Source organism: Jiangella sp. DSM 45060, from assembly GCF_900105175.1.
GTDB lineage: Bacteria > Actinomycetota > Actinomycetes > Jiangellales > Jiangellaceae > Jiangella.
The window spans coordinates 153679-176656 of the sequence record NZ_LT629771.1 but is presented as its reverse complement, the minus strand read 5'-3'; the positions used below and the strand labels follow the sequence as shown (position 1 = coordinate 176656).

At 75.8% G+C, this 22978-nt stretch carries 15 protein-coding genes and 1 pseudogene; 3 read left to right on the top strand and 13 right to left on the bottom strand.

Annotated features, from left to right (window positions below; all coding sequences use genetic code 11):
- Positions 1 to 518: 518 nt before the first annotated feature.
- Positions 519 to 1658 (bottom strand): citrate synthase/methylcitrate synthase, encoded by a 1140-nt coding sequence (locus tag BLU82_RS00925; protein WP_092614379.1) that lies wholly within the window; start codon positions 1656 to 1658, stop codon positions 519 to 521.
- A 78-nt stretch (positions 1659 to 1736) separates the two neighbouring features.
- On the opposite strand from BLU82_RS00925, the gene BLU82_RS34910 reads away from it, so the two are divergent.
- On the top strand, positions 1737 to 3401 hold the full coding sequence (locus tag BLU82_RS34910) for a citrate/2-methylcitrate synthase (RefSeq protein WP_197682658.1): 1665 nt from the start codon (positions 1737 to 1739) through the stop codon (positions 3399 to 3401).
- Between the two features lie 266 nt (positions 3402 to 3667).
- Here BLU82_RS34910 and BLU82_RS00910 read toward each other — a convergent pair whose 3' ends face one another.
- Positions 3668 to 4030: a helix-turn-helix domain-containing protein gene (locus BLU82_RS00910; protein ID WP_092614375.1), complete on the bottom strand. Its 363-nt coding sequence runs from the start codon at positions 4028 to 4030 to the stop codon at positions 3668 to 3670.
- Between the two features lie 87 nt (positions 4031 to 4117).
- Here BLU82_RS00910 and BLU82_RS00905 point away from each other — a divergent pair, with 87 nt between their 5' ends.
- A complete protein-coding gene (locus tag BLU82_RS00905) occupies positions 4118 to 5227 on the top strand; it encodes an NAD(P)/FAD-dependent oxidoreductase (RefSeq protein ID WP_092614372.1) in 1110 nt (369 codons plus the stop codon).
- A 46-nt stretch (positions 5228 to 5273) separates the two neighbouring features.
- Here the strand turns inward: BLU82_RS00905 and BLU82_RS00900 are convergent, their stop codons facing one another.
- The 5 genes from BLU82_RS00900 to BLU82_RS36220 form a co-directional block, all read right to left on the bottom strand.
- Complete coding sequence (locus BLU82_RS00900; protein WP_092614369.1) at positions 5274 to 6140, bottom strand: GNAT family N-acetyltransferase; 867 nt, start codon at positions 6138 to 6140, stop codon at positions 5274 to 5276.
- Positions 6140 to 7816: an ABC-F family ATP-binding cassette domain-containing protein gene (locus tag BLU82_RS36225; RefSeq protein ID WP_092614366.1), complete on the bottom strand. Its 1677-nt coding sequence runs from the start codon at positions 7814 to 7816 to the stop codon at positions 6140 to 6142. Before BLU82_RS36225 ends, BLU82_RS00900 begins: the two co-directional genes overlap by 1 nt.
- A gap of 52 nt (positions 7817 to 7868) precedes the next feature.
- Positions 7869 to 8288, bottom strand: coding sequence for a response regulator transcription factor (locus BLU82_RS00890; protein WP_092614363.1), 420 nt, complete (start codon positions 8286 to 8288; stop codon positions 7869 to 7871).
- Positions 8289 to 8362: 74 nt separating this feature from the next.
- Positions 8363 to 9037: a response regulator transcription factor gene (locus BLU82_RS00885; protein WP_092614360.1), complete on the bottom strand. Its 675-nt coding sequence runs from the start codon at positions 9035 to 9037 to the stop codon at positions 8363 to 8365.
- Entirely contained in the window at positions 9034 to 9921 is an 888-nt protein-coding gene (locus tag BLU82_RS36220) for a sensor histidine kinase (RefSeq protein WP_370246353.1), read from the bottom strand. The genes BLU82_RS00885 and BLU82_RS36220 overlap by 4 nt, the downstream gene beginning before the upstream one ends.
- 78 nt (positions 9922 to 9999) lie before the next feature.
- On the opposite strand from BLU82_RS36220, the pseudogene BLU82_RS36215 reads away from it, so the two are divergent.
- Positions 10000 to 10275: pseudogene (locus tag BLU82_RS36215) on the top strand (hypothetical protein); the annotation flags it as partial.
- Between the two features lie 814 nt (positions 10276 to 11089).
- Here the strand turns inward: BLU82_RS36215 and BLU82_RS00875 are convergent.
- Genes BLU82_RS00875 through BLU82_RS00850 form a run of 6 tightly spaced genes read right to left on the bottom strand, consistent with a single transcriptional unit; the run spans position 11090 to position 22661 of the window.
- Complete coding sequence (locus BLU82_RS00875; RefSeq protein WP_092614354.1) at positions 11090 to 13465, bottom strand: FtsX-like permease family protein; 2376 nt, start codon at positions 13463 to 13465, stop codon at positions 11090 to 11092.
- Entirely contained in the window at positions 13465 to 15831 is a 2367-nt protein-coding gene (locus BLU82_RS00870; protein WP_092614351.1) for an ABC transporter permease, read from the bottom strand. The genes BLU82_RS00875 and BLU82_RS00870 overlap by 1 nt, the downstream gene beginning before the upstream one ends.
- Positions 15831 to 18143, bottom strand: coding sequence for an FtsX-like permease family protein (locus BLU82_RS00865; RefSeq protein WP_092614348.1), 2313 nt, complete (start codon positions 18141 to 18143; stop codon positions 15831 to 15833). Before BLU82_RS00865 ends, BLU82_RS00870 begins: the two co-directional genes overlap by 1 nt.
- Positions 18143 to 20599, bottom strand: coding sequence for an ABC transporter permease (locus BLU82_RS00860; protein ID WP_197682657.1), 2457 nt, complete (start codon positions 20597 to 20599; stop codon positions 18143 to 18145). The genes BLU82_RS00865 and BLU82_RS00860 overlap by 1 nt, the downstream gene beginning before the upstream one ends.
- Positions 20596 to 21315 carry an ABC transporter ATP-binding protein gene (locus tag BLU82_RS00855; RefSeq protein WP_092614345.1) on the bottom strand — a complete coding sequence of 240 codons (720 nt, stop codon included), beginning with the start codon at positions 21313 to 21315 and terminating at the stop codon, positions 20596 to 20598. Before BLU82_RS00855 ends, BLU82_RS00860 begins: the two co-directional genes overlap by 4 nt.
- The gene (locus BLU82_RS00850) at positions 21312 to 22661 is read right to left on the bottom strand and encodes an adenylate/guanylate cyclase domain-containing protein (RefSeq protein WP_092614342.1); all 1350 of its coding nucleotides are present in this window, start codon (positions 22659 to 22661) and stop codon (positions 21312 to 21314) included. The genes BLU82_RS00855 and BLU82_RS00850 overlap by 4 nt, the downstream gene beginning before the upstream one ends.
- Positions 22662 to 22978: the final 317 nt, after the last annotated feature.

The following is a 22978-nucleotide window of genomic DNA, read 5'->3' as shown; positions in this document are numbered from 1 at the left end:
CCGGGCCAACGCCCAACCGTTCACCCGCCACCGCCTCTGGGCCAGCGCACCCCGCCACGCACGCACCGCACACGGCCAGCACGCCCCGGATCAGCCACCTCCAGCCGCAGACCGCCACCGCACCGGCCTCACCACCACCGACCCCGCGGTGCACTCGCCACCGAACCCCGGGCCAACGCCCAACCGTTCACCCGCCACCGCCTCTGGGCCAGCGCACCCCGCCACGCACGCACCGCACACGGCCAGCACGCCCCGGATCAGCCGCTTCCAGCCGCAGACTGCCACGCACGCGCTGCTCACGGCCACCGGCCCGCAGCGCACACCCGTCACCGCACACCCGTCACCGCACACGCCGCCACCGCAAACCCGCCGCCGTACCTCGCGCGGTCCCCGCGCCCCGCCTGCCACACCACGACTGCACCACGTCCTCGAACCCCGCCAGTTGTCGTGACGTCGTCGGCCGCACCGTCGGCCGGCGGGGCGCCCGGACCGTCCGCCCCACCCCCCGTCGCGCGGACTCAGGCGGCCGGGACGGGCACGGGCGGAGGCGGGCCGACGTAGCGGGCGGCGGGCCGGATGATCTTGCTGTCCGCCGCCTGCTCCAGGATGTTCGCCGTCCAGCCGACGACCCGGGCGACCGCGAACGTCGGCGTGAACATCGCCCGCGGCAGACCGCACTGCTCCATGACGACGCCGGCGTAGAACTCGACGTTGGTGTGCAGTTCGCGGCCGGGCTTGAGCTCGGCCAGGATCGCCTCGACCTGCCGCTCCACCTCGACGGCGAAGTCGGCCAGTGGGCCGCCGAAACCGGTCGCGATGTCGCGCAGCATCCGCGAGCGCGGATCCTCCGTGCGGTACACCGGGTGGCCGAAGCCCATGATCCGGTCGCCGGCCAGCACCCGCTCCCGCACCCACGCCTGGATGCGGTCCGGCGTCCCGATGGCGTCCAGGGTGTCCAGCGCCCGGCTCGGCGCGCCCCCGTGCAGCGGGCCCGACAGCGCCGCGATGCCGCCGACCAGGCAGGCCGCGACGTCGGCGCCGGTGGAGGCGATCACCCGCCCGGTGAACGTCGACGCGTTGAAGCCGTGGTCGATGGTCGAGATCAGATACCGCTCGACGGCGCGGGCGTGCGCGGGCGCCGGCTCCTGGCCGGACAGCATGTACAGGTAGTTCGCCGCGTGCCCGAGGTCAGCGCGCGGTTCGACCGGTTCCAGCCCCTGCCCGAGCCGGTACAGTGCTGCCAGCAGCGTCGGCACGACGGCACCGGCCAGCAGTGTGTCGTCACGCCGCTCGTCGGCGGTGAGGTCGTAGACCGGCCGGAACCCTTCCGCCGCGCCGACCAGCGACAGCGCCGTACGCAACCCGGCCATCGGACCTGACGCGGCGCTCGCGCGGGCGATCGCCGGCAGCGCCGCACGCACCTCGTCAGTGAGCGCCCGCAGTCCGGCGACCCGGCCCGCGAAGGCGACACTCTCCTCCGCCGACGGCAGCGCACCGAACAGCATGAGGTGCCAGACGTCCTCGAAGCTGCGGTTCGCGGCCAGCTCCACGGCCGAGTACTCGCGGTAGTGGTAGAAGCCCTCCCGGCCACGGACATCGCCCAACACGGTCTCGGTGACGACGACCCCGGCCAGTCCACGCGGCACCTGTGCAGTCATGGTTCCTCCAGCGCGATCAATAGTTGACAGTAATGATAGATATATTGATTTGAGTCAATATCTCGATGAAGGTGGACGATGGTGGAGCAGCGTCGGCTGACGACTCAACAGGTCGCGGCCCGGCTCGGGATCAAGCCCGAGACGGTGTACGCCTACGTGAGCCGCGGCCTGCTCGGCAGCCGGCGCGGCGCTGGAGGCCGGGCCAGCACGTTCGACCCCGACGAGGTGGAGCGGCTGGCGCGCCGGCGACGAGGTCGCCCGGACGCCGGGTCCGCCGCGGAGCGCGAGCACGATGCGGCCGGCCCCGTCTACAGCGGCGTGACCCTGATCGAGGGCGACCGCTACTACTACCGCGGCGTCGATCCGGTCGAACTGGCGCGGCGGACGTCGTTCGAGGCGGTGGCGTGGTGGTTGTGGACCGGCCAGGAACGGCTCGACCCGCCGTTCGTCGCCCCGTCCGAGGGACTGGCGGCGGCCCGGGCCGCTGGCGACGCGTTGCCGCCGCAGGCCGGTTTGGTCGACCGGCTCCGGGTGGCGGCGGTCGCCGCGGCCACCGTCGATCCGGTCCGGTTCGACCTGCGCCCCGGCACCGTCGCGGCGACGGCCCGCGGACTCATCGCCACCTTCGTCGACGCGCTCCCCCGCCGCGACGGCCGAGGCGAGGAGACCGGACTCGACGCGCCTGGCCGCGGCGGCGCAGCGGTGCAGGGTGAGGGCGAGGTGACCGGGCGACTCGGGCCCGGCAGCCAAGTTGGGCGCGGCGGCCGAGCACACCGGGGCGCAGCAGGGCACGGTGACCCGGTTGGTCACCGCGGGGCAACAGCAGGCAACGGTGATCCCCTAACGCACGGCAGCAGAGTCGGAGACGGCGGAGCGGCACGGCACGGCGGTCCAGCAGCGCACGGGAGCGCCGCAGGCGACGGGCACCCCATGACGCGCGGCGGCAGAGTCGGAGACGGCGGAGCAGCACGGCACGGCGGTCCAGCAGCGCACGGGAGCGCCGCAGGCGACGGGCACCCAACTACGCACGGGGGCGCGACGGACCACGGCACCACATCGGACCAGAGCGGCACATCTGGCGAGGGCGAGATCATCGCCGAGCGGCTGTGGCCCCGACTCACCGACCGCCCGGCCGGGCCGTACGCCGTGCACATCCTGGACCGGGCGCTGGTGCTGTTGATCGACCACGGGCTGGCGGCGTCGACGGTGACGGCGCGGGCGGCGGCGTCGGCGCGGGCGCATCCGTACGCCGTCGTCTCGGCGGCGCTCGGCGCGGCGGAGGGGCCGCTGCACGGTGGAGCGAGCGGCCTGGCGCACCGGATGCTCACCGACGTGCTCGAGCGAGGCGCCGGGCCGGTCGTGGCCGAACACCTGCGCGCGGGGCGGCGCATCCCGGGGCTGGGGCACCGGCTCTACCGGACCACCGATCCGCGGGCCCAGGTCCTGTTCGAACGGCTCGCGGCCATGCCCGAGGCCGCGCCCGCGCTGGCCGCCGCGCGCGCCGTCACCGAGACCGCCGCGACGCACCTGCCGCTGCCGGCGAACGTCGACCTGGCACTGGCGACGCTGACGGTCGCGGCCGGGATGCCGCCGGAGGCTGGCGAGGCGATCTTCACGGTGGCGCGGACGGCCGGCTGGATCGCGCACGCGCTGGAGGAGTACGACGAGCGGGCGCTGCGGGTCCGGGTCACGGGCCGCTACGAGGGTCCGCCGCCACCGCAGCCGCTGCCAGCGCTGTTCTGATGGGCGCCCGGCGCGAGAGGCGCCCGGACGCCCGGCGGAGATCTGACCCAGGGCCGGCCTCCCTGTCGTGACGGCCTCCCGCAGCAGGTGCCGACAGACCTGGAAATCGCCCGTAGGACCCGCGCCTCACTGCCGTGACGGCCACCGGCTGCGGGCACCCGCCAAGGCTGGAGCTAAGGCCGAGTGCGCAATCGCAGCAGCGCCGCCGCTGTTCTGACGGCTCCGGCGGCAGGCGCCGAACAGGAGGAGGCCTGTCGAGGCCGACCTCACTCCTCCGACGGCTCCGGCGGCAGGTGCTCGACGGCCCAGGAGGAGATCTGGTCGAGGGCCGGCATGAGGGCGCAGCCGTGGTCGGTCAGCTCGTAGGTGACGGAGACCGGCGGGCCCTCGTCGACGCGGCGGCGGACGAGGTGGTTGCGGGTCAGCTCGGCGAGGCGATCGGCCAGGACGGAGTCGCTGAGGCCGTCGATGGCGCGCGACAGCTCGCGGAAACCGGCCGGACCGGTGCGTAGACCACCCAGGACCAGCGCGTTCCAACGCTTGCCCAGAATCGTGAACGCCCGGGTGAGCGCGGCGTCGGTGCGGGAGCAGGCGTCGGCGTCGTGGGTGGCGCGAACCGACGCGGGCATGTCAGGAATACTAGCGCGAGCGATGTTGCTTCGATTTTCGAAGCTGCTACGAGAAGGCTCGTAGCTTCGACTCTCCGAGGAGTATTCGTGACCGAGACCCACGGCTCGCGCCCCTCCGTCGTCATCGTCGGCGGCGGGTTCGGCGGCATCAACGCCGCGAAGGCGCTCGACGAGGTCGCCGACGTGACGCTGGTCGACCCGTCCGACACGTTCCTGCACAACCTCGCGTCCTGGCGCGCGCTCGTCGCGCCGGAGTGGCTGGACCGCATCTTCCTGCCGTACGACCGGCTGCTCGCGCACGGCCGCTTCGTCCGTGACCGCGCCGTCGAGGCGGACGGGGAGGGCGTCACGCTGGCGTCCGGCGAGCGGCTGGCCGCCGACTTCGTCGTCCTCGCGACCGGCTCGTCCTACCCGTTCCCGGCGAAGACCGACGAGACCGACGTCGCCGTGGCGCGGCAGCGGTTCCTGGCGGCGCACGACGCGCTGCGCGGGTCGGGCCACGCACTGGTGATCGGCGCCGGCGCGGCCGGGCTGGAGCTGGCCGGCGAGATCAAGACCGCCTACCCGGAGAAGGGCGTCACGCTGGTCGACCTCGCCGACGACATCCTGCCCGGCCCGTACGACCAGGAGCTGCGCGCGGAACTGCGCCGCCAGCTCGACGGGCTCGGCGTGCGCCTCGTGCTCGGCAGCCCGCTACGGGCACTGCCGGACGCACCGGCCGCGACGGCGGCGCCGGTCACCGTCACGACCGAGACCGGCGAGGAGCTCACCGCCGACATCTGGTTCCGTGCGTTCGGCGTGACCCCGGCGACCGGGTTCGTCACCGGCTCGCTGGCCGCCGCCCGCGACGACCAGGGCTACCTGCGCGTCGACGACCAGCTGCGGGTGGCCGGGCACGACAACGTGTACGCGATCGGCGACATCGCCGACGCCGACCGGAACATGGCGGCGACCGCGCGGCTGCAGGCGGATCTGGTCGCGGCGAACCTGACGGCGCGGATCACCGGAGCCGGCGAGGTGAGCGCGTACCAGAAGCTGCCGCCGCTGGTCGCGATCCCGCTCGGCCCCGAGGGCGGCGCCGGCCAGCTCCCCGGCATCGACGGTGTCGCGGGTCCGGAGGTGATCGCGCAGGTCAAGGGCCGGGCGCTGCTGATGGAGACCTACGACGACCTGTTCAACGTCGAACCGGTGGGCTGACACCCGCGGGTGAGCGTCCGCACGGCACCGGACGCTCACCCGTCGGTCAGCGGCTGAAGGTGTAGGCCGTGACGTCGGCGACGGGGCGGTAGCCGAGGGCGGTGTAGACGTGGTTCGCGGTGGGGTTGGCGAGGTCGGTGAAGAGGGCGCAGCGGCCGGCGCCGGCGTCGAGCACGGCCTGGCTGACCGCCGCCACCAGCGCCGACGCATACCCGCGGCGACGGCGGCCGGGCGGCGTGTAGACCGGCGCGATGCGGGCGACGCCGCTGACGGTGCGGGAGACGCCCACGAAGCAGGCCGGGCCGTCGTCGTCCCAGAGCCAGGCGCGGCCGTCGGCCAGCATGAGGTCGACGACGCGCTCGGCGACGCTGGCGCCGGGCGCGGCGTTGGACTCGCGCTCGAACGCCAGCGTCCACTCGACCAGCAGGTCGCGGTCGTCGGAGCCGGCGAGCCGCGCGGCGCCGGAGACCGGCCGCGGCGGCACGACGACGTCGAGCTCGAACAGCCGCTGGTTCATCGAGACGGCGACGGTGCCGCCGGTGTGACCGGCCCACGCCTGGGCGAACGCCGCGGACTCGTCGGTGACGCCGGTGACGCCGTCGATCGCCGGGCAGCGGTCGAGCATGGCCAGGGCGAGCCGCTCGGCCTGGACCGGCGGCGCGGCGACGTAGACGCGGAACGGCGGGGTCCACACCGCGACGCCGGTCACCCCGCCCGCCGCGGCCCCGTCGGCCCCGACAGCGTCGGCACCAGCACCATCGGCCAGCAGGGCGAACGTGCCGCCCGACCCGCCCCGGCGCTCGCGGTCGACGGTGGTGAGCAGCACCGAGCGCAGCACCGGCTCGCGCCGCAGCCACTCGCCCGCCCGCTGCCAGAACTCGTCGGCGTCGGTGGTGATCGACACGGGCTCCATCAGCGCACCCGCGTGACGCGGCCTTCGTCCCAGACCGGTTCTGGCGCCTCGTAGACGGTGCCGTTGGCGCCGAACACGAGGTAGCGGTCGAAGTCGCGGGCGAACCAGCGGTCGTGGGTGACGGCGAGCACCGTGCCCTCGAACGCCTCGAGCCCGTCCTGCAGCGCTTCGGCCGACACGAGGTCGAGGTTGTCGGTGGGCTCGTCGAGCAGCAGCAACGTGGCGCCGGACAGCTCGAGCAGCAGGATCTGCAGCCGCGCCTGCTGCCCGCCGGACAGCGACTCGAACGCTTGGTCGGCGGCGTGCGCGAGCTCGTACCGGTCGAGCGCGCGGCTGGCCTCCTCGCGCGGCATGCCGGCCCGCCGCCCGTCGCCGCGATGCAGGATCTCCAACAGCGTGCGCCCGACCAGCTCAGGATGGTCGTGGGTCTGCGCGAACCAGCCCGGCCGCACCCGCGCGCCCAGCCGCGCCACCCCGGTGTGCCGGACCGGCGCGACGGGGACGTCGTCGACGGGCTCGTGCTCGGGCTCGGGGTCGGTGCCGCCGGCGGCGAGCAGCCGCAGGAAGTGCGACTTGCCGGAGCCGTTGGAACCGAGGACGGCGACCCGCTCGCCGTACCAGACCTCGAGGTCGAACGGCTTCATGAGACCCGTCAGCTCCAGGGACTCGCAGACGACGGCGCGCTTGCCGGTGCGCCCGCCGCGCAGCCGCATGCGAAGGTTCTGCTCGCGCGGCTGGTCCTCCGGCGGGCCGGCCTCCTCGAACTTGCGCAACCGGGTCTGCGCCGCCTGGTAGCGGTTGGCCATGTCGGAGTTGTAGGCGGCCTTCTGCTTGTACATGAGCATGAGCTGACGCAGCTTCTCGTGCTCTTCGTCCCAGCGGCGGCGCAGCTCCTCGAGCCGGGCGAACCGCTCGCGCCGGGCCTCGTGGTAGCTGCCGAACCCGCTCGGGTGCACCCACGCGGTGTTGCCGGCCGCACCGAGCTCGACGGTGACGACGCGGGTGGCGGTGCGGTGCAGCAGCTCGCGGTCGTGGCTGACGTAGAGGACCGTCTTGGGGGACTCGACCAGGCGGTCCTCGAGCCAGCGCTTGGCCGGGACGTCGAGGAAGTTGTCGGGCTCGTCGAGCAGCAGCACTTCGTCGGGCCCGCGCAGCAGCGCCTCGAGCACCAGCCGCTTCTGCTCGCCGCCGGACAGCGACGACACCTCGCGCCAGCGGCACCGCTCGAACGGGATGCCCAGCGCGGCCGTGGTGCAGACGTCCCACAGCACCTCGGTCTCGTAGCCGCCGGCGTCGGCCCACTCGCCGAGCGCGGCCGCGTACGTCATCTGTGTGGGTTCGTCGTCGCGGTCCATCATGGCCAGCTCGGCGGCGTCGACGGCGGCAGCGGCGGCCCGCACGCGCGGCGGCGCCACCGAGAGCAGGAGGTCGCGGACGTCCTGGGCGTCGCGGGCGACGAACTGCCGCATGACACCGAGCCCGCCGCTGCGCGTGACGGCGCCGTCGTGTGCCGTGAGATCGCCGGCGACGATGCGCAGCAGTGTGGTCTTGCCGGACCCGTTGGCACCGACCAGCGCGACCTTGGCGCCGTCGCCGACCCGGAACGAGACGTCGTCGAGCAGCACCCGGCCGTCGGGCAGGGTGAAGGAGACGGCGTTGAGGTCGACGTGGCCCATGATCCCAGTCTCGCCCCGGCGCGAGCCGTGGGTCGAGGGGTTTTCGGTGCGCTCAGAAGCCGGGATCGAGGCGGCCGGCCATGACCGCGACGAGGACGTCGGGCGCGAGGTCCTCCTTGTGGACGTAGGCCCGGGCGCCGCTGGCGCGCGCGTCCTGCGGCAGGTCGGACGCCGGGTACGTCGACATCAGCAGCACGACGGCGTCGGGCGCGGCCGCGAGCAGCCGGCGGGTGGCCTCGATGCCGGAGATGCCGGGCAGGTTGATGTCCATCAGCACCAGCCCGGGGCGCAGCGCCGCCGCGAGCCGCACCGCGTCCTCGCCGCTGGTGGCCTCGCCGGCGACCCGGAACCCGGGCGTGGCGCCGACGACGTAGCGGGCGACGGACAGATAGGTCTCCTGGTCGTCGACCACGAGGACGTCGACGACGGCGGGCGGAGCCTCGGCGTGGGGGGTGTGCGCACTGCCGGCCATGACACCAGCATCGTCGCCGCCGGGCGGGACCGCCACCCGGTCACCACCCGTCCCGCGGGGGTGCCAGCACCCCGTCAGCGCAGCGAGGCGAGGTAGAGCAGGACGGCGCTGACCCGGCGGTGGACGTCGGGCTCGGCGGTGAGGCCGAGCTTCGCGAACAGCGCGTTGATGTGCTTCTCGACGGCGCGTTCGGTGAGCACGAGCGCGGCGGCGACGCCGGCGTTGCTCTTGCCCTGCGCGATCTGCTCGAGCACCTCCCGCTCGCGCCTGGTGAGCCCGGCCAGCGGATCGCCGGGCGGGCGGTTGCCGGCCACCAGCACCTCGACGACGCGCGGGTCGACGACGCTGCCGCCGCGGGCCACCTCGCGGACGGCCGCGGCCAGCTGGTCGGGCTCGCTGACCCGCTCCTTGAGCAGGTAGGCGCGCCGCTGCGAGCCGCCGGAGAGCAGCTCCAGCGCGTACGCGGGCGCGGCATACTGCGACAGCACGACGACGCCGGTCTCGGGCGCGGTCTCGCGCAGCCGGGTGGCGGCGCGGACGCCTTCGTCGCTGGACGTCGGCGGCATACGGATGTCCGTGACGACGACGTCGGGCCGGTGCTCGTCGACCGCCGCCAGCAGGCCGTCGAGATCTCCGGCCACGCCGACGACCTCGAGGTCGGGGTACAGGCCCAGCACCCGCTGGACGCCCTCGCGCACCAGCAGGGCGTCGTCGGCGACGACGACGCGGACCCGGGTGCCGGTGGTCACGGGTGGGAGCGTACCGGCGTCAGCGCGACGACGGGGAGCGTACCGGCGACGACGGTGCCGGCGCCGGGTGCGCTGGTGATGGTCAGTTCGCCGCCGAACGCGCCGAGGCGGTCGCGCATGTTCACGAACCCGTGGCTCTCCGCGGTCGCCGCGGGGTCGAAGCCGGCGCCGTCATCGGCCACCTCGAACTCCAGCCCGCCCTCGGCCGCGCCGATCCGCACCGTCACCGTCGCGTCCGGGCCGGCGTGCTTGCCGGCGTTCTGCAGCGCCTCCAAGCAGCAGAAATACACCGCCGCCTCGGCCTCCGGCGGGTAGCGCGGCACGTCGCCGGCGTCGCCGGCCTCGACGCGGACCGGGATCGTGGCGCGCCCGGCCGCGTTGCGCAGCGCCTCACCGAGCCCGTGCTCGCGCAGCAACGGCGGGTAGATGCCGTGCGCCAGCTCGCGCAGCTCGGTCAGCGTCTCCTGGACATCGGTGCGCAGCTCCTCCAGCAGCCCCGCCGCGTCGCCCGTCGCAAGCCGGCGGGCCAGCCCCAGCTTCACCGCCAGCGCGACCAGCCGCTGCTGCGCGCCGTCGTGCAGGTTGCGCTCGATCTGCCGCCGGGACGCATCCGCCGCGGACACGATGCGGGCCCGCGACGCCTGCAGCTCGGCGTTGCGGCGGCGCAGCTCCTCCAGCGACGCCTGCAGCGCGGAGTCGAGGCGGACGTTGTGCAGCGCCAGGCCGACCTGGCGGGCGAGGTCGGCCAGCACGCGGTCGTCGTCGTCGCTGAACGGGCGGTCGTCGGCGGTGCGGACCACGACGAGCAGGCCGAGCAGCCGGCCAAGATGCGTGACCGACGCGACGCGCACCGATCGACGTGCGTTCGCCGACGAGGTAGGCATGACCCGCCCGGCCCGGGCAGTGCCCACCCTAGGGGTGGGCACTGACAACGTCGACGCGTTTTCGGCCGGCGCGAGGTCGTGCGACGCACTGCCGCCCGACGCACCGCCGACCGACGCACCCCCGCCCGCCGGCGGCGCCCCGTCCGGCACGCCCCCGCCCGACGCACCCCCGCCCGACGCACCCCCGCCCGACGCACCCCCGCCCGCCAGCGCCGAACCACCCGGCGCACCCCCGCCCGACGCACCCCCGCCCGACGCACCCCCGCCCGACGCACCCCCGCCCGACGCACCCCCGCCCGACGCACCCCCGCCCGACGCACCCCCGCCCGACGCACCCCCGCCCGACGCACCCCCGCCCGCCAGCGCCGAACCACCCGGCGCGCTCTCGGCCGACGCGAGGTCCGGCGCACGGCCAGCGGGTACGGCCGGCGCGCCGCCGTCGGCCAGCAAGGAGGGCAGCCACATCGCCGCCCAGGCGTTGCCGGACACGCGGGCCCGGCTGACGGCGGCCAGTTCGGGGCCGGCGAGGGTCAGCCGCGCATGACCGCGCTCAGGCACCGACACGGCCCGTTCCAGGACGCCGTCCTCGCCGGTCCAGACCTCGGCGCCGGCCGGGCCGAGGGTGGAGCGCAGGGTCTCGGCCAGCTGCAGCAGCAGCTCGTCCATGGGGACGGCACGTGTCATCCGCGACCCGAACGTCTCGAGGGCCGACGACGCCGGGCGCTGCGGCGGACCGGCCCACTGCGAGGCCAGCTCGTGCAGCCGCGCCCGCACCGGCTCGGCCAGCACGACCGCCGTCAGCGCGGCCAGCATCGAGAACGCCAGCACGCCCTGACCGTCGTCGTCGACCTCGCCGCCGAGGCCGATCACGACCACCAGGTAGACGGCGAGCACCATCAGGGCCAGGCCGCAGAACACCAGCGTCGGCCCGGCGACGGAGCCGGCGCGGCGCCGCAGCCGGGGCACGGCCGCCGCCGTCACGGCGAAGGGGACCGCGGCCAGCCCGAGCAGCGCCCACGGAAGCAGCTCGCCGGGCACGTCGATCAGCGTCCGCAGCGCCCACACCGCGAGCCCGACGGCGCCGGCCACCAGCGCCGCCCACCCGGCCCACAGCGCGACGTCGCGCCGGTTGCGTGCGCGCACCGAACCGTTCACCCCGCCCACCTCCTCATTCCGCCCGCAAGGCCTGCCAGACGGGGAACGTCCCCGCCCGCCGAGCCGGCCACGCCGCCACCAGAACGGCCGCCACCAGCGCCGCCGGGACCACGACGACCAGCGCCGGGACCGCCGGCGGCGGCACGTAGTGCGTCACCGCGGCGTCGGTGACGTAGCGCCACAGCGACCGGCCGGCCGCCACCCCGAGCGGCGCGCCGATCACCAGCCCGGTCAGCACGATCACCACGGCCTGCGTGACGACGGCCGCGCGGCACTGCCGGGCGGTCAGCCCGGTGGCGCGCAGCACGGCGAGGTCGTGCCGCCGCCGGCGCAGCGCCACGGCCAGCGCATGCGCGACGGCGGCGAGCGCGAGCAGGGCCAGGAAGATCGCGAGGTACAGCGGCAGCGCCTGGATCACCCGCAGCTCCACCGAGTGGTCGCGGCGCAGCGCCGGCTGGACGGAGACGTCCGGGGCCACGGCGCGGTTCAGGCGCTCGGCCACGACGGCGGGTTCGGCGTCGTCGCGTACCGCGACATGGGCGACGTGGAACGTCGGGGCGTCGAACAGCGCGTCGAAGGCCGGTGCGGTGACCCAGGCGCCGTCGACGTTGTAGTTCTCCGGCCCTTCGGGCACGAACGCCAGCCCGGTGACGGTGAACCGGCGCGCCGCCCGGGTGCCGGTCAGCTCGACGGTGTCGCCGACGCCGGCGCCCAGGGTCGCGGCCGCGTACGGGCCGAGCGCGACCTCGTCGGCGGCGGACGGCACCCGGCCCTCGTCGACGACGACGGGCAGCGGGGCACCGACCGGCGCCAGCGAGTACACCATCGGGCTGGCGCCCCCGGCCTGGGCCACGGCGGACCGGCTGTCGTTGACGGCGGTGACGTCCGGGTCGGCGGCGAGCCGCGGCAGCACCCGCGCGGCCGTCGCGGCGTCGACGTCGAGCGACGCCTCCAGCGCGTGCACCTGCCCGTACCGCGCGGGCGTGGACGCGGCGTCGTCGATCCCGGCGGCCAGGGTCAGCGCGGCCACCGTCCCGGCGACCCCGGCGATCGCGCCGGCCAGCGCCGGGCGCACCGGGACAGCACGCCGGCCACGGCCCGGCTCCAGCGCCAGCCGCGTCCCGAGGACGACCGGCAGCGGGAGCGGGCCCCGGGCGACGGCGGCGGCGACCGGTGAGCGCCGCGGAGCCACGGTGTCGCGCGCGGCCCGCAGGGCCAGGACGGCGCTCAGCGCGGCGCCGCCGGCGATCGCGGCCACGACGACGGACCAGCCGGTCGCCAGTACCGTCCAGTCGGCGTCGAGCCCCGGGGCGGGCTCGCGCTGCTCAGCGGTCCCGCCGGGGAACCACGCCGACGCGAGGACCGCGGCGCCCACGCCCACCGTCATGCCGGCCAGCCCGGCCAGCGCGGGACCGGCCGCCGCGGCGGCGACCTGCTGTCGGGGCGTCATCCCGAGCGCGCCGAGCACCCGCAGCTCGGTCATGGCCGACGTGGTGTGCCGGGCGACCGCCTGGCCCACGAGCACGACGGCGGCGGCGCCCGCGGCCAGCGCGAACGCGGTGACGGCGGTGGCCTCGATGTCGACCAGCCCCTGGACGAAGCCGGTCGCCGTGGCCTCGCTCCACATGGTGAGGTCGGTGCGCCCGGTCAGCCCGGTGACGGCCGCCTTGAACGCCGGGTAGCCGCTGCCGCCGTCGTCGAGGCGCACCATCGCGCCGGTGGCGCCGTGCGGGCCGAGCAGGTCACCGGCGTAGGCCGTGTAGAACGCGGCCGTCGGCACCAGCCAGCCAGGCGCGCCCGGCAGGTCGGTGAACAGCGGCGACCGGACGACGCCGACGATGCGGACGCGCAGCTCGGGCCCATCCGCCGGCGGCCGGGCACCCTCCTCGACCGGGCCGCGCCAGTCCGTCACCGCCGCCTGCAGCGTCTCGGGCCGGTAGAGGCGGACGGTGACGGTGTCGCCGACGCCGCTGCCGTAGGTGCGGACGAACCGCGGCGTGACCACGGCCTCGTCGACGCGGTCCGGGTCGGCCGCGCGGCCGTCGAGGAGCACCGGCCGCTCCACCGTCCGCAGCACGTTCCGGTCGGCCGGCACCGGCCCGTCGGCCGGCACGCCGTCGATCTCGTACGCGGCGAAGGCCACCTCCCCCACCGCCGCGACGCCGGGCAGCGCGCGCACCGCGGCCCAGTCGAAGCCCGGGTCGCCCGGCAGCACCTGGGCGGTCGCGGGCAGCCCGACGGCGTCGAGCCGGTGCACCGACGACGCGCCCCGCCGCGCCCCGGCGACCGTCGCCAGCACGGCGCCGCCCGCCACCGCGACCAGCAGCGCGAGCACCAGCAGCGACCGCCACCGCCGCCGCAGCTCCAGGCGCAGCCAGGCGGCGGCCATCACTCGGCCCTCAGCACGGAGCTCACCCGCAACGACGCCGCACGCTGCGACGGCCACGCGGCCAGCAGGTTCGCCGCCACCAGGGCGACCGGCGGCACCAGCGCCAGCGCCAGCGCGGCCACCGGCGGCACGTACAGCAGCGGCGTCGTCTTGGCGACGTAGCGCCAGACGGTGCGGCCGAGCGCGACACCCAGCGGGACGCCGATCAGCATCCCGGCCAGCGCCAGCACGCTGGCCTGCGTGGTCACGACGGCGCGCGACTGCCTCCGGGTCAGCCCGACGGCGCGCAGCACGGCCAGCTCGTGCCGGCGACGGCGCACGGCGGTGGCCAGCGCGTGCCCGACCGCGCCGAGCGCCAGCACGGCCAGGAACCCGGCCAGCGCCACGGGCAGCGTCCGGATCTGCCGGATCTCCGCGACCGGGGTGGGCGGCTCCGGCGGGGCGAACCCGACGCCGGTCGCCTCGGCCAGCCGGTCCGCGACGAGGGCGGCGTCGGCGCCGGGGCGCAGCTCGACGTGCGCCTCGTGGAACTTGACGTCACCGGCGAACAGCGCGTCGTAGCCGTCGCGGGTGGCCCAGGAGCCGGTCGTGTAGTCGTTGTGCGAGCCGTCGGGCAGGTACGCGATGCCGGTGACGGTGGCGCTGCCGGTCCCGCCGGTCGCCACCAGGTCGACGCGGTCGCCCACGCCCGCTCCGGCGGCCGCCGCCGTCGCCGGGGCGAGCACGATCTCGTCCGCCCGCGCAGGCATCCGCCCGTTCAGCACGACGACATCCGGCACACCGTCGCCGACCGGCGCGTAGGCGTAGACCGCGGCCGACACCCCGCCGATCTCCGCCGCGCCGATGCGGGCGTCGTTGACGGCGGCGACGTCGAGGTCGGCGGCGGCCGCGGCCAGCACGTCGGCGGCCGGCGGCGCGTCCGCGCCGTCGTCGAGGTAGGCCAGCAGCTGGTGGGTCTGGCCGAACGTGCGCAGGTCGCCGGTCGCGTCGTCGGCGCCGCTGGAGAAGGTGAACGCCGCGATCACGCCGGCCACGCCGGTGACGGCGCCCAGCAGCGCGGGCCGTACGGGCACCGCCTGGCGGCCGCGGCCGGGCTCCAGCGCGAACCGGGCGCCGACGACCACCGGCACCGGCAGCCCCGCGGCGGCGACGGCGCCCGGGACGGCCGAGCGGCGGCGGTGCGGCGCCGTCCTGGCGGCGCGCACGGCCAGGACGGCCGCCGTCACGGCCGCGACGGCCACCAGGACGGGCACCGCGAGCAGGCCACCGCCCAGGACCGCGACGTCGGCGTCGACGCCGGGAGCGGGCTCCAGCGTCGCCGCGGAGCCGATCGGGAACCACCGCGACGCCGCCACCGCGCCCGCCACGCCGAGCCCCGCGCCCGCGGCCGCCGCCAGCACCGGCCCGAGCGCCGCCGCCGCGACCACCTGCCGCGGCAGCATCCCGACGCCCCGCAGCGCCTGCAGGTCCGCGACGGATGCGGCGACGTAGCGGGCGACCGGCTGCCCGACCAGGAACACCGCGGCGGCAGCAGCGGCCAGCGCGAACACCAGCAGCGCGTCGGCCTCGAAGCCGGTGACGTCGCGGGCGTGCTGGTGGAACGCTTCCCCCAGGTCCCAGACGTCGATGGTGCGGCCGGTGAGCCGCTCCAGCTCGGCTTGGAACGCCGGGATGGCCGCGGCGCCGCCGTCCAGCCGGGCGATCGCGTTGAACAGCTCCGTCGGCGAGCCGGCGCCCAGCTCGGCCGGATACCGCTCGAACAGCCCGGCCGACGACGTCAGCAGCCCCTGCCCGCCGAGGCTGTCGCCGTGCCAGAACGACCGGACGACGCCGACGATGCGCGCCTCGACGACCGGCCCGTCCGGCGGCAGCGACGGATCGGCGCGGAAGGCGGCGAACGACTCGGGCCGGAACAGCTGGATCGTCACGGTGTCACCGACGCCCAGGCCGTAGGTCTCGACGAACCGGGGCGTCACCGTCGCCTCGTCGGCGCGGTGCGGGTCGGGCAGCCGCCCGTCGAGGACGGCCGGCCGCTCCACCGTGACCATGGTGTCCGGGCCCACGGCGCCGCCGAGCGAGTCGGCCGGCACGCCGTCGACGACGTACGGTGCGCCGCCGAACGTGGACAGCGCGGCCACCCCGGGCAGGTCCCGCACGGCGTCCCAGTCGAAGCCGGGCTGGTTGGGCAGCACCGCGACGTCCGCGGGCAGCGTCCGCTCCAGCAGCCGGTCGACGGCGCTCGCACCACGCCGGGCGCCCGCGACCGCCGTCATGACCGTCCCCGCGGCCAGCGCCACCAACAGCGCCAGCACCAGCAGCGACCGCCACCGCCGTCGCAGCTCCAGCCGCAGCCACGCCGCCGTCATCACTCGGCCCTCAGCACGGAGCCCACCCGCAGCGACGCCGCCCGGCGCGCCGGCCAGGCCGCCAGCAGGTTCGCCGCCAGCAGCGCCGCCGCCGCGACCAGGCCGGTCGTCAGCAACGCGGCCGGCGCCACGTGGTCGACGGGCGTGGTCTCGGCCACGAACCGCCAGACCACTCGGCCGGTGGCGATGCCCAGCGGCACGCCGAACAGCAACCCGGCCAGGGCGAGGACGTTCGCCTGCGTCATCAGGACCGCTCGCGACTGCCGCCGGGTGAGGCCGACGGCGCGCAGCACGGCGAGGTCGTGGCGACGCCGGTGGACCGTGGTCAAGAGAGCATGGCCGACGGCTCCGAGCGCCATCGCGGCAAGGAACGCCGCCAGGAAGACGGGCAGGCCCTGGATCTCCCGGAGCTCGGCCAGCCGGCTGGGCGGCTCAGCCGGCTGGATCAATCCGTCGGTCGCCGTGGCCGTGGCCAACCGGTCGGCGACGAGCCCGGGATCGGCGCCTGCCGTCAGCGCCACCAGCAGCAGCCGGAACTTGAACGGCGGAGACGCCGTGGCGGCCGGGTCGAACAGCTCGTCGTAACCGGCCGGAGTCACCCAGCCACCCAGCGTGTAGTCGTTGTGCGGGGCCTCCGGGACGAACGCCAGACCGGTGACGGTGACCTCGCGCTCGCCGCGGGTTCCCGTCAGCCGGATGACGTCGCCGACCGCCGCGCCGACGGCCGCGGCGCTGTGCGGCGCGAGTGCGACCTCGCCGGCGCCCCGCGGCGCCCGGCCCTCGGTCACCACCGGCCGCCACCCGGGCTCCAGCGTGAACAGGCTCATCGAGGCGTCACCGGCGCCGGCCACCGCCATGCGCGTGTCGTTGACGGCGCGGACGTCCGGGTCCGCGGCCACCATCGGAGCCAGCTGCGCCACCGGCGCGACCTCGATCCCGGAGAACCCGGTGAACGCCACCAGCTGATGCACCTGCCCGAACCGCTCGGTGTGGGTGGTGGCATCGCGGACGCCGGCGGAGAACGTCACGGCGGCGACGACCCCCAGCACCCCGGCGACGGCGCCGGCCAGTGCGGGCCGGACGGCGCCCGACGACCGCGCCTCCAGCGCGAAGCGGCTCCCGACGACCACGGGGACCGGCGCCCCCAGCCGCTGCGCTGCTGCCGCCACCGCGGACCTGGCCGGCCGCGCGCCGGTACGGCGCAGCGCCGCGCGAGCCACCGCGATCGTGCCCAGCAGCATCAGCGCCGGCGCCGCAACTGCGCCGGCGGCCAGCACCGGCAGATCCACGGCGACACCCGGCGCCGGATCGAACCGCGCCGCCGCGCCGATCGGGAACCAGCGCGACGCCACGACGGACGCCGCGACGCCCAGCAGCGCGCCGACGACCGCCGCCAGCGCCGGTCCTGCGGCGGCCGCCCACGCGAGCCGGCGCGGGGTCAGGCCCAGCGCACCCAGCACGCGTAGCGCGGGCCGGACCGCGGCCACGTACCGCGCCACCGCGAGCCCCAGCAGCACGACCGACGCGACGGCCGCGACCAGCGCGAACACCAGCAACGCGTCGGCCTCGAACGCCGCGTCGTCGCGGTCGCGCCGGGCCAGCTCGGCCAGGTTCACCACGTCGATGTCGACGCCGCTGATCTCCCGCAACCGCGCCTGGAACGCGGGAATGCCCGCCTCACGGTCATGGAGCCGGACGATCGCGTTGAACTCGCCCGGCTCGTCGCCGATCAGCTGATCCTCGAACGCGGCGTAGAGCTCCGGCGACGGGACCAGCTCGCCCACGCCCTCGGCGTCGTCGTGGTACCAGTACGACCGGACGACGCCCACCACGGTCACGGTCAGTTCCGGCTGCGCCGCCGCCGAGTCGGCCGGATGCAGCCGCAAGGTCACCGTGTCGCCGACCTCCGCGCTGTGGTCACTCGTGACGACCGCCTCGTCCGGCCGTTCCGGGTCGGGCAGCCGGCCATCGAGCACGGCCGGACGTTCCACCGTCCGCATCGTCTCGTCGTCGCCGAGCAGACCCGCGGACGGCTCGCCGTCGACGTCGTAGTCGATGCCGGTGTAGGTGCCGACGGCCGCGACGCCGGGCAGCGCTCGCACGGCGTCCCAGTCGAAGCCGGGCTGGTTGGGCAGCACCGCGACGTCCGCGGGCAGCGTCCGCTCCAGCAGCCGGTCGACGGCGCTCGCATCACGCCGGGCGCCCGCGACCGCCGTCAGCACCGTCCCCGCGGCCAGCGCCACCAACAGCGCCAGCACCAGCAGCGACCGCCACCGCCGTCGCAGCTCCAGCCGCAGCCACGCCGCCGTCATCACTCGGCCCTCAGCACGGAGCCCACCCGCAGCGACGCCGCCCGGTGCGACGGCCAGGCCGCCAGCAGGTTCGCCGCCAGCAGTGCCAGCGGCACGATCAGCAGCAGCGCCAGCGCCGCCAGCGGGGCGACGTAGAGCAGCGGCGTCGTGTCGGCGACGTAGCGCCAGACGGTCCGGCCCAGCGCCAGGCCGAGCGGCACCCCGGCAGCCAGCCCGACCAGCGCCAGCAGGCTGGCCTGGGTGACGACGACGCCGCGGGACTGCCAGCGGGTCATGCCCAGCGCCCGCAGCACGGCGACCTCGTGCCGGCGACGGCGCACGGCGGTGGCCAGCGCGTGCCCGACGGCGCCCAGCGCGAGCACCGTCAGGAACCCGGCCAGGAACACCGGCAGCGTCCGGACCTGGCGCAGCTCCGCGAGGCGGCTGGGCGGCTCGGCCGGTGCGACGACGTCGGTGACGGACTCGGGCGGCGCGCCGGTGGCCGCGGCGATCACCGGCGCGACGGTGGCCTCGAGCCGCTCGGTCACCGCCGCCGCGTCGGCGCCCGGCGTCAGCCCGAGCAGCACGAGGTGGTACTTGAACGCCGGCGACACCGTGCTGGCCGGGTCGAACAGCGTGTCGTAGCCGTCGCCGGAGACCCAGCCGCCGGTGACGTAGTTGTTGTGCGGCCCCTCCGGCACGAACGCCAGGCCGGTGACGGTGAACTCGCGGTCGCCCGCGGTGCCGGACATCGTCATGACGTCGCCGACGCCCACGCCCATGGTGTCGGCGCTGGCGGGCGCCAGCGCCACCTCGCCCGGGTGCTCCGGCGCCCGGCCCTCGACCAGCACCGGCCGCAGCGGCTCGCGTCCGGCCTGGTCCAGCGTGAACAGCGTGACCGGCCGGTTCTCGACCGTCGCGACCGCGACGCGGGTGTCGTTGACGACCCGCACGTCCGGGTCGTCGGCCATGACCTCCATGACGTCGTCGACGGGACCGAAGTCCTCGCCGGCGTCGCCGACGAAGGACGCCAGCTGGTACACCTGCCCGAACCGCTCCGGGTGCGCGGCCGCGTCGGTGACGCCGCTGGAGAAGGTGAACGCCGCGATGACGCCGACGACCCCGACGACGGCGCCCACCAGCGCCGGGCGCACCGGAACCGCCTGGCGGCCGCGGCCGGGCTCGAGCGCGAACCGCGCGCCGACGACCACCGGAACCGGTGCACCGGCCCGCCGGGCGGCGGCCGCGAGCGCCGACGGCCGCGCGCGGCGCGCCGTGCGGGCCGAGCGCAGTGCCAGCCGCGCCGCCAGGCCCGCGCCGAGCGCCGCCAGCAGCACCGTCGCCGTCCCGACCACGACGACGACCAGCGGGTCGGCGTCGATGCCCGGGTCGGGCTCGTACAACGCGGCGGTGCCGATCGGGAACCACCACGACGCCACCACCGCGGCGCCCGCACCCAGCAGCGCGCCGGCGACGGCCGCACCCACCGGACCCGCCGCCGCGGCCACGACGGCCTGCCCCGATGTCATGCCCAGCGCCCGTCCGATCTGCAGCTCGGCCGCCGCCGATGCCGCGTACCGCGCCACCGCCTGGCCGACGAGGAAGATCGCCGCCGCGCCCGCCGCCAGCGCGAACGCCTGCAGCGCGTCGGCCTCGAACCGGGTGACCGCGTTCAGGTGCCGGCCATCCTCGGCGAGGTCCATGAAGTCGATGTCGCCGCGCCCGCTGACCTCGCGCAGGTCCGCCTTGAACGCCTGGATCGCGGCCTCCCCGCCGCGCAGCCGGACCAGCGCGTTCAGCTCGCCCTCACCGGAGGCGCCCATGAGGTTGTCGCGGTGCCGCGCGAACAGGCCCGGCGACGGCGACAGCCCACCCTCGGAGTCGCCGACGACATCGCTGAACCACGGCGACCGGATGATCCCGACGATCGTCGCGTGGACCACCGGGCCGTCCGGCTCGGGCAGCGTCGACGCGAACTTCAGGCCGTCCTGCGTCCGCGGCGTGAACAGCCGCAGTGTGACGCCGTCGCCGACGCCCAGCCCGTAGTTCTGCTCGAACGACCGGCTGACGACGACCTCGTCGGCCCGCACCGGGTCGGGCAGCCGGCCGTCGAGGACGACCGGGCGCTCGATGGTCCGGAACACCTCGTCGTCGCCCGGCGGGAAGCCCGCGGCGTACGAGTCCGGCGGCAGTTCGTCGACCACGTACGAGCCGGTCAGGCAGAACGTCGTCAGCGCCTCGACCTCGGGCAGCGCCCGGACGGCGTCCCAGTCGAAGCCGGCCTGGTTCGGGAGGACGGCGATGGTGGCCGGCAGCGTCCGCTCCACCAGCCGGTCGACCGCGGTCGAGCCGCGCCGGGCGCCGGACAACGCCGTCATGACCGTCCCCGCGGCCAGCGCCACCAGCAGCGCCATGACCAGCAGCGACCGCCACCGGCGCCGGGCGTCCAGCCGCAGCCAGGCGCGGACGGCCGTCACGGCGCGCGCTCCTCCACCACGGACGCGGCCGGCACCGAACCGACCCGCACGCCGTCGATGCGTCCGTCGCGCATGCGCACCACCCGCGACGCCCCGGCGGCGACGTCGGCGGAGTGGGTGACCATGAGGATGGTCTGACCGTCGCCGTGCAGCCGGCGGAACAGCTCCAGGATCTCCGCGCCGCCCTCGCTGTCGAGCGCGCCGGTCGGCTCGTCGGCCAGCAGCACGGCCGGCTCGTTGACCAGCGCGCGGGCGATCGCCAGCCGCTGGCGCTGCCCGCCGGAGAGCACCGACGGCAGCTGCTCGGTGCGATCGCCCAGGCCCAGCAGGTCGAGCAGGTCGCGGGCGCGCGACTCGGCCGCCTTGCGGCGCAGCCCGCCGAGGATGGCCGGCAGCGCGATGTTGTCCAGCGCCGAGACGCCCTCGAGCAGGTTGAAGAACTGGAAGACGATGCCGACGTGGTGCCGCCGGAACCGGGCCAGCCAGTTCTCGTCGCGGCCGCTCACGACCAGCCCGTCGACGACCACCTCGCCCTCGTCGGGCTGATCGAGCCCGGCGAAGATGTTCAGCAGGGTCGACTTGCCGCAGCCCGACGGCCCCATCAGCGCGACGAACTCGCCGCGGTCCACGCGCAGGTCGACGCCGCGCAACGCCCGGACGGGCGCCAACTCCGCCTCGAACGTCCGGCGGACCCCCTGAGCCAGCAGTGCGGTCATCGGCTGTACTCCTCCACCTCGTCGGGTGCGGCGGCGGGCGCGAGCACCCGGCACGCCGTCACCGCAGCGTCGCGGCCCTTGACCCGGACCGGGTCGAGCCGCTGGAACGTCCACGCGGGCGCGGCCGCCGCGGTGGCCGCACTGGCCACCGTCGTCCCGGCCGGCCGGGCCAGGTCCTGCAGGCGTTGCGCCAGGTTCACGGTGTCGCCGACCAGCGTGTACTCCAGCCGCTCGTCGCTGCCGAGCAGCGCGGCGGCCACCTCGCCGGTGGACAGGCCGATGCCCATGCCGAACGGCTCCAGCCCCTCGGCCACCCACTGGGCGTCGACGCCGGCCTGCCGCCGGTGCATGTCGTGGGCGGCCCGAAGCGCCCGCTCGGCGTGGTCGGCCTGCGGGAACGGCGCTCCGAAGACGGCCATGACGGCGTCTCCCACGTACTGCATCACGGTGCCCCCTTGGTCGAGGATGGCACCGTTCATGGCCCGGCGGTGGGCGTTCAGCTGACGGGCCAGCGTCGACGGGTCGGCCCGCTCGGCGATGCCGGAGTAGCCGCGCACGTCCGACATCAGCACGGTGACGATCAGCCGCTCGGTGCGGGCGACCGCGCCGGGGTCGTCGCGCAGCTTGTCGGCCAGCCCGGACGGCAGCAACCGGGTGAGCGTCTCACCCTGCTCCTCGCGCTCCAGGATCGCCGTGTGCAGCTTGCGCAGCCGCTCCAGCGCGCCGCGGACGCCGGAGCTGGCGTCGCGGGCGAGGTGCAGGAAGAGCTCCTCGACGGCGTGGTCGACGGCCTCAGGGGTGCTCTGCAGCGCGACCGCGATGGCCTTGACGGCGCGTCCCTCGGCCACCATGGTGAGCAGCCGTTCCTCGTCGGCGGACAGGCCGGTGCCGCCCCGTGCCGGTGTCACGAGGGCCTGCACGATCTCTGGGTCCAGCATGGAACCCCCCGCCGCGACCTCGCGGACGGCACGGGCCAGCCGGTCGCCGTCCGCCACCCGCTCCTTGAGCAAGTATGCGTAGCCGGCGGCGCCCTGGGCCAGCAGTGCGACCGCGTATTCCGGGTCGTCGTACTGCGACAGCACCACGATCCCGGTGCCCGGGAGCCGCTTGCGGACCTCCTTGGCCGCCTCGATGCCCTCGTCGGCGAAGCGCGGCGGCATCCGGATGTCGGTGACGACGACCTGCGGGCGGTGCTCGACCGCCTGCGCGACCAGCCCGTCGTAGTCCTCGGCCGTCGCCACCACGTCCACGTCACCGGCGACGCGCAGCAGCGCCCGCACCCCCTCGCGGACGAGCAGGTTGTCGTCCGCGAGAAGCACGGTGATGCGGGCGGTGGCCGAGGTCATGCCGCCATGACACTCCTACCGGCGCGAACGCGCCAGGGCGGCAGCCACCCGAATACGACGGGGTGCCAGCACCCCTGGGCGGGTGGCCGGGACTAGCCGCCAGTGAAGATGCCGGTCTCGGACGCGACGTCGAAGGCGCGGGCACCGAGCCTCTGCAGCAGCTGGGCGACGAACCGGTTGGCGTCGTCGTCCGCACCACGGATGTGAAGTGCGAAGGAGTCCAGCTGTGGGCGGTCGGAAACATCGACCTCGATGTCCGCGCCCCCGACCCGGACGTGGCCCCAGGTCGGGTCGGTGAAGTCTGCCGACGGACGAAC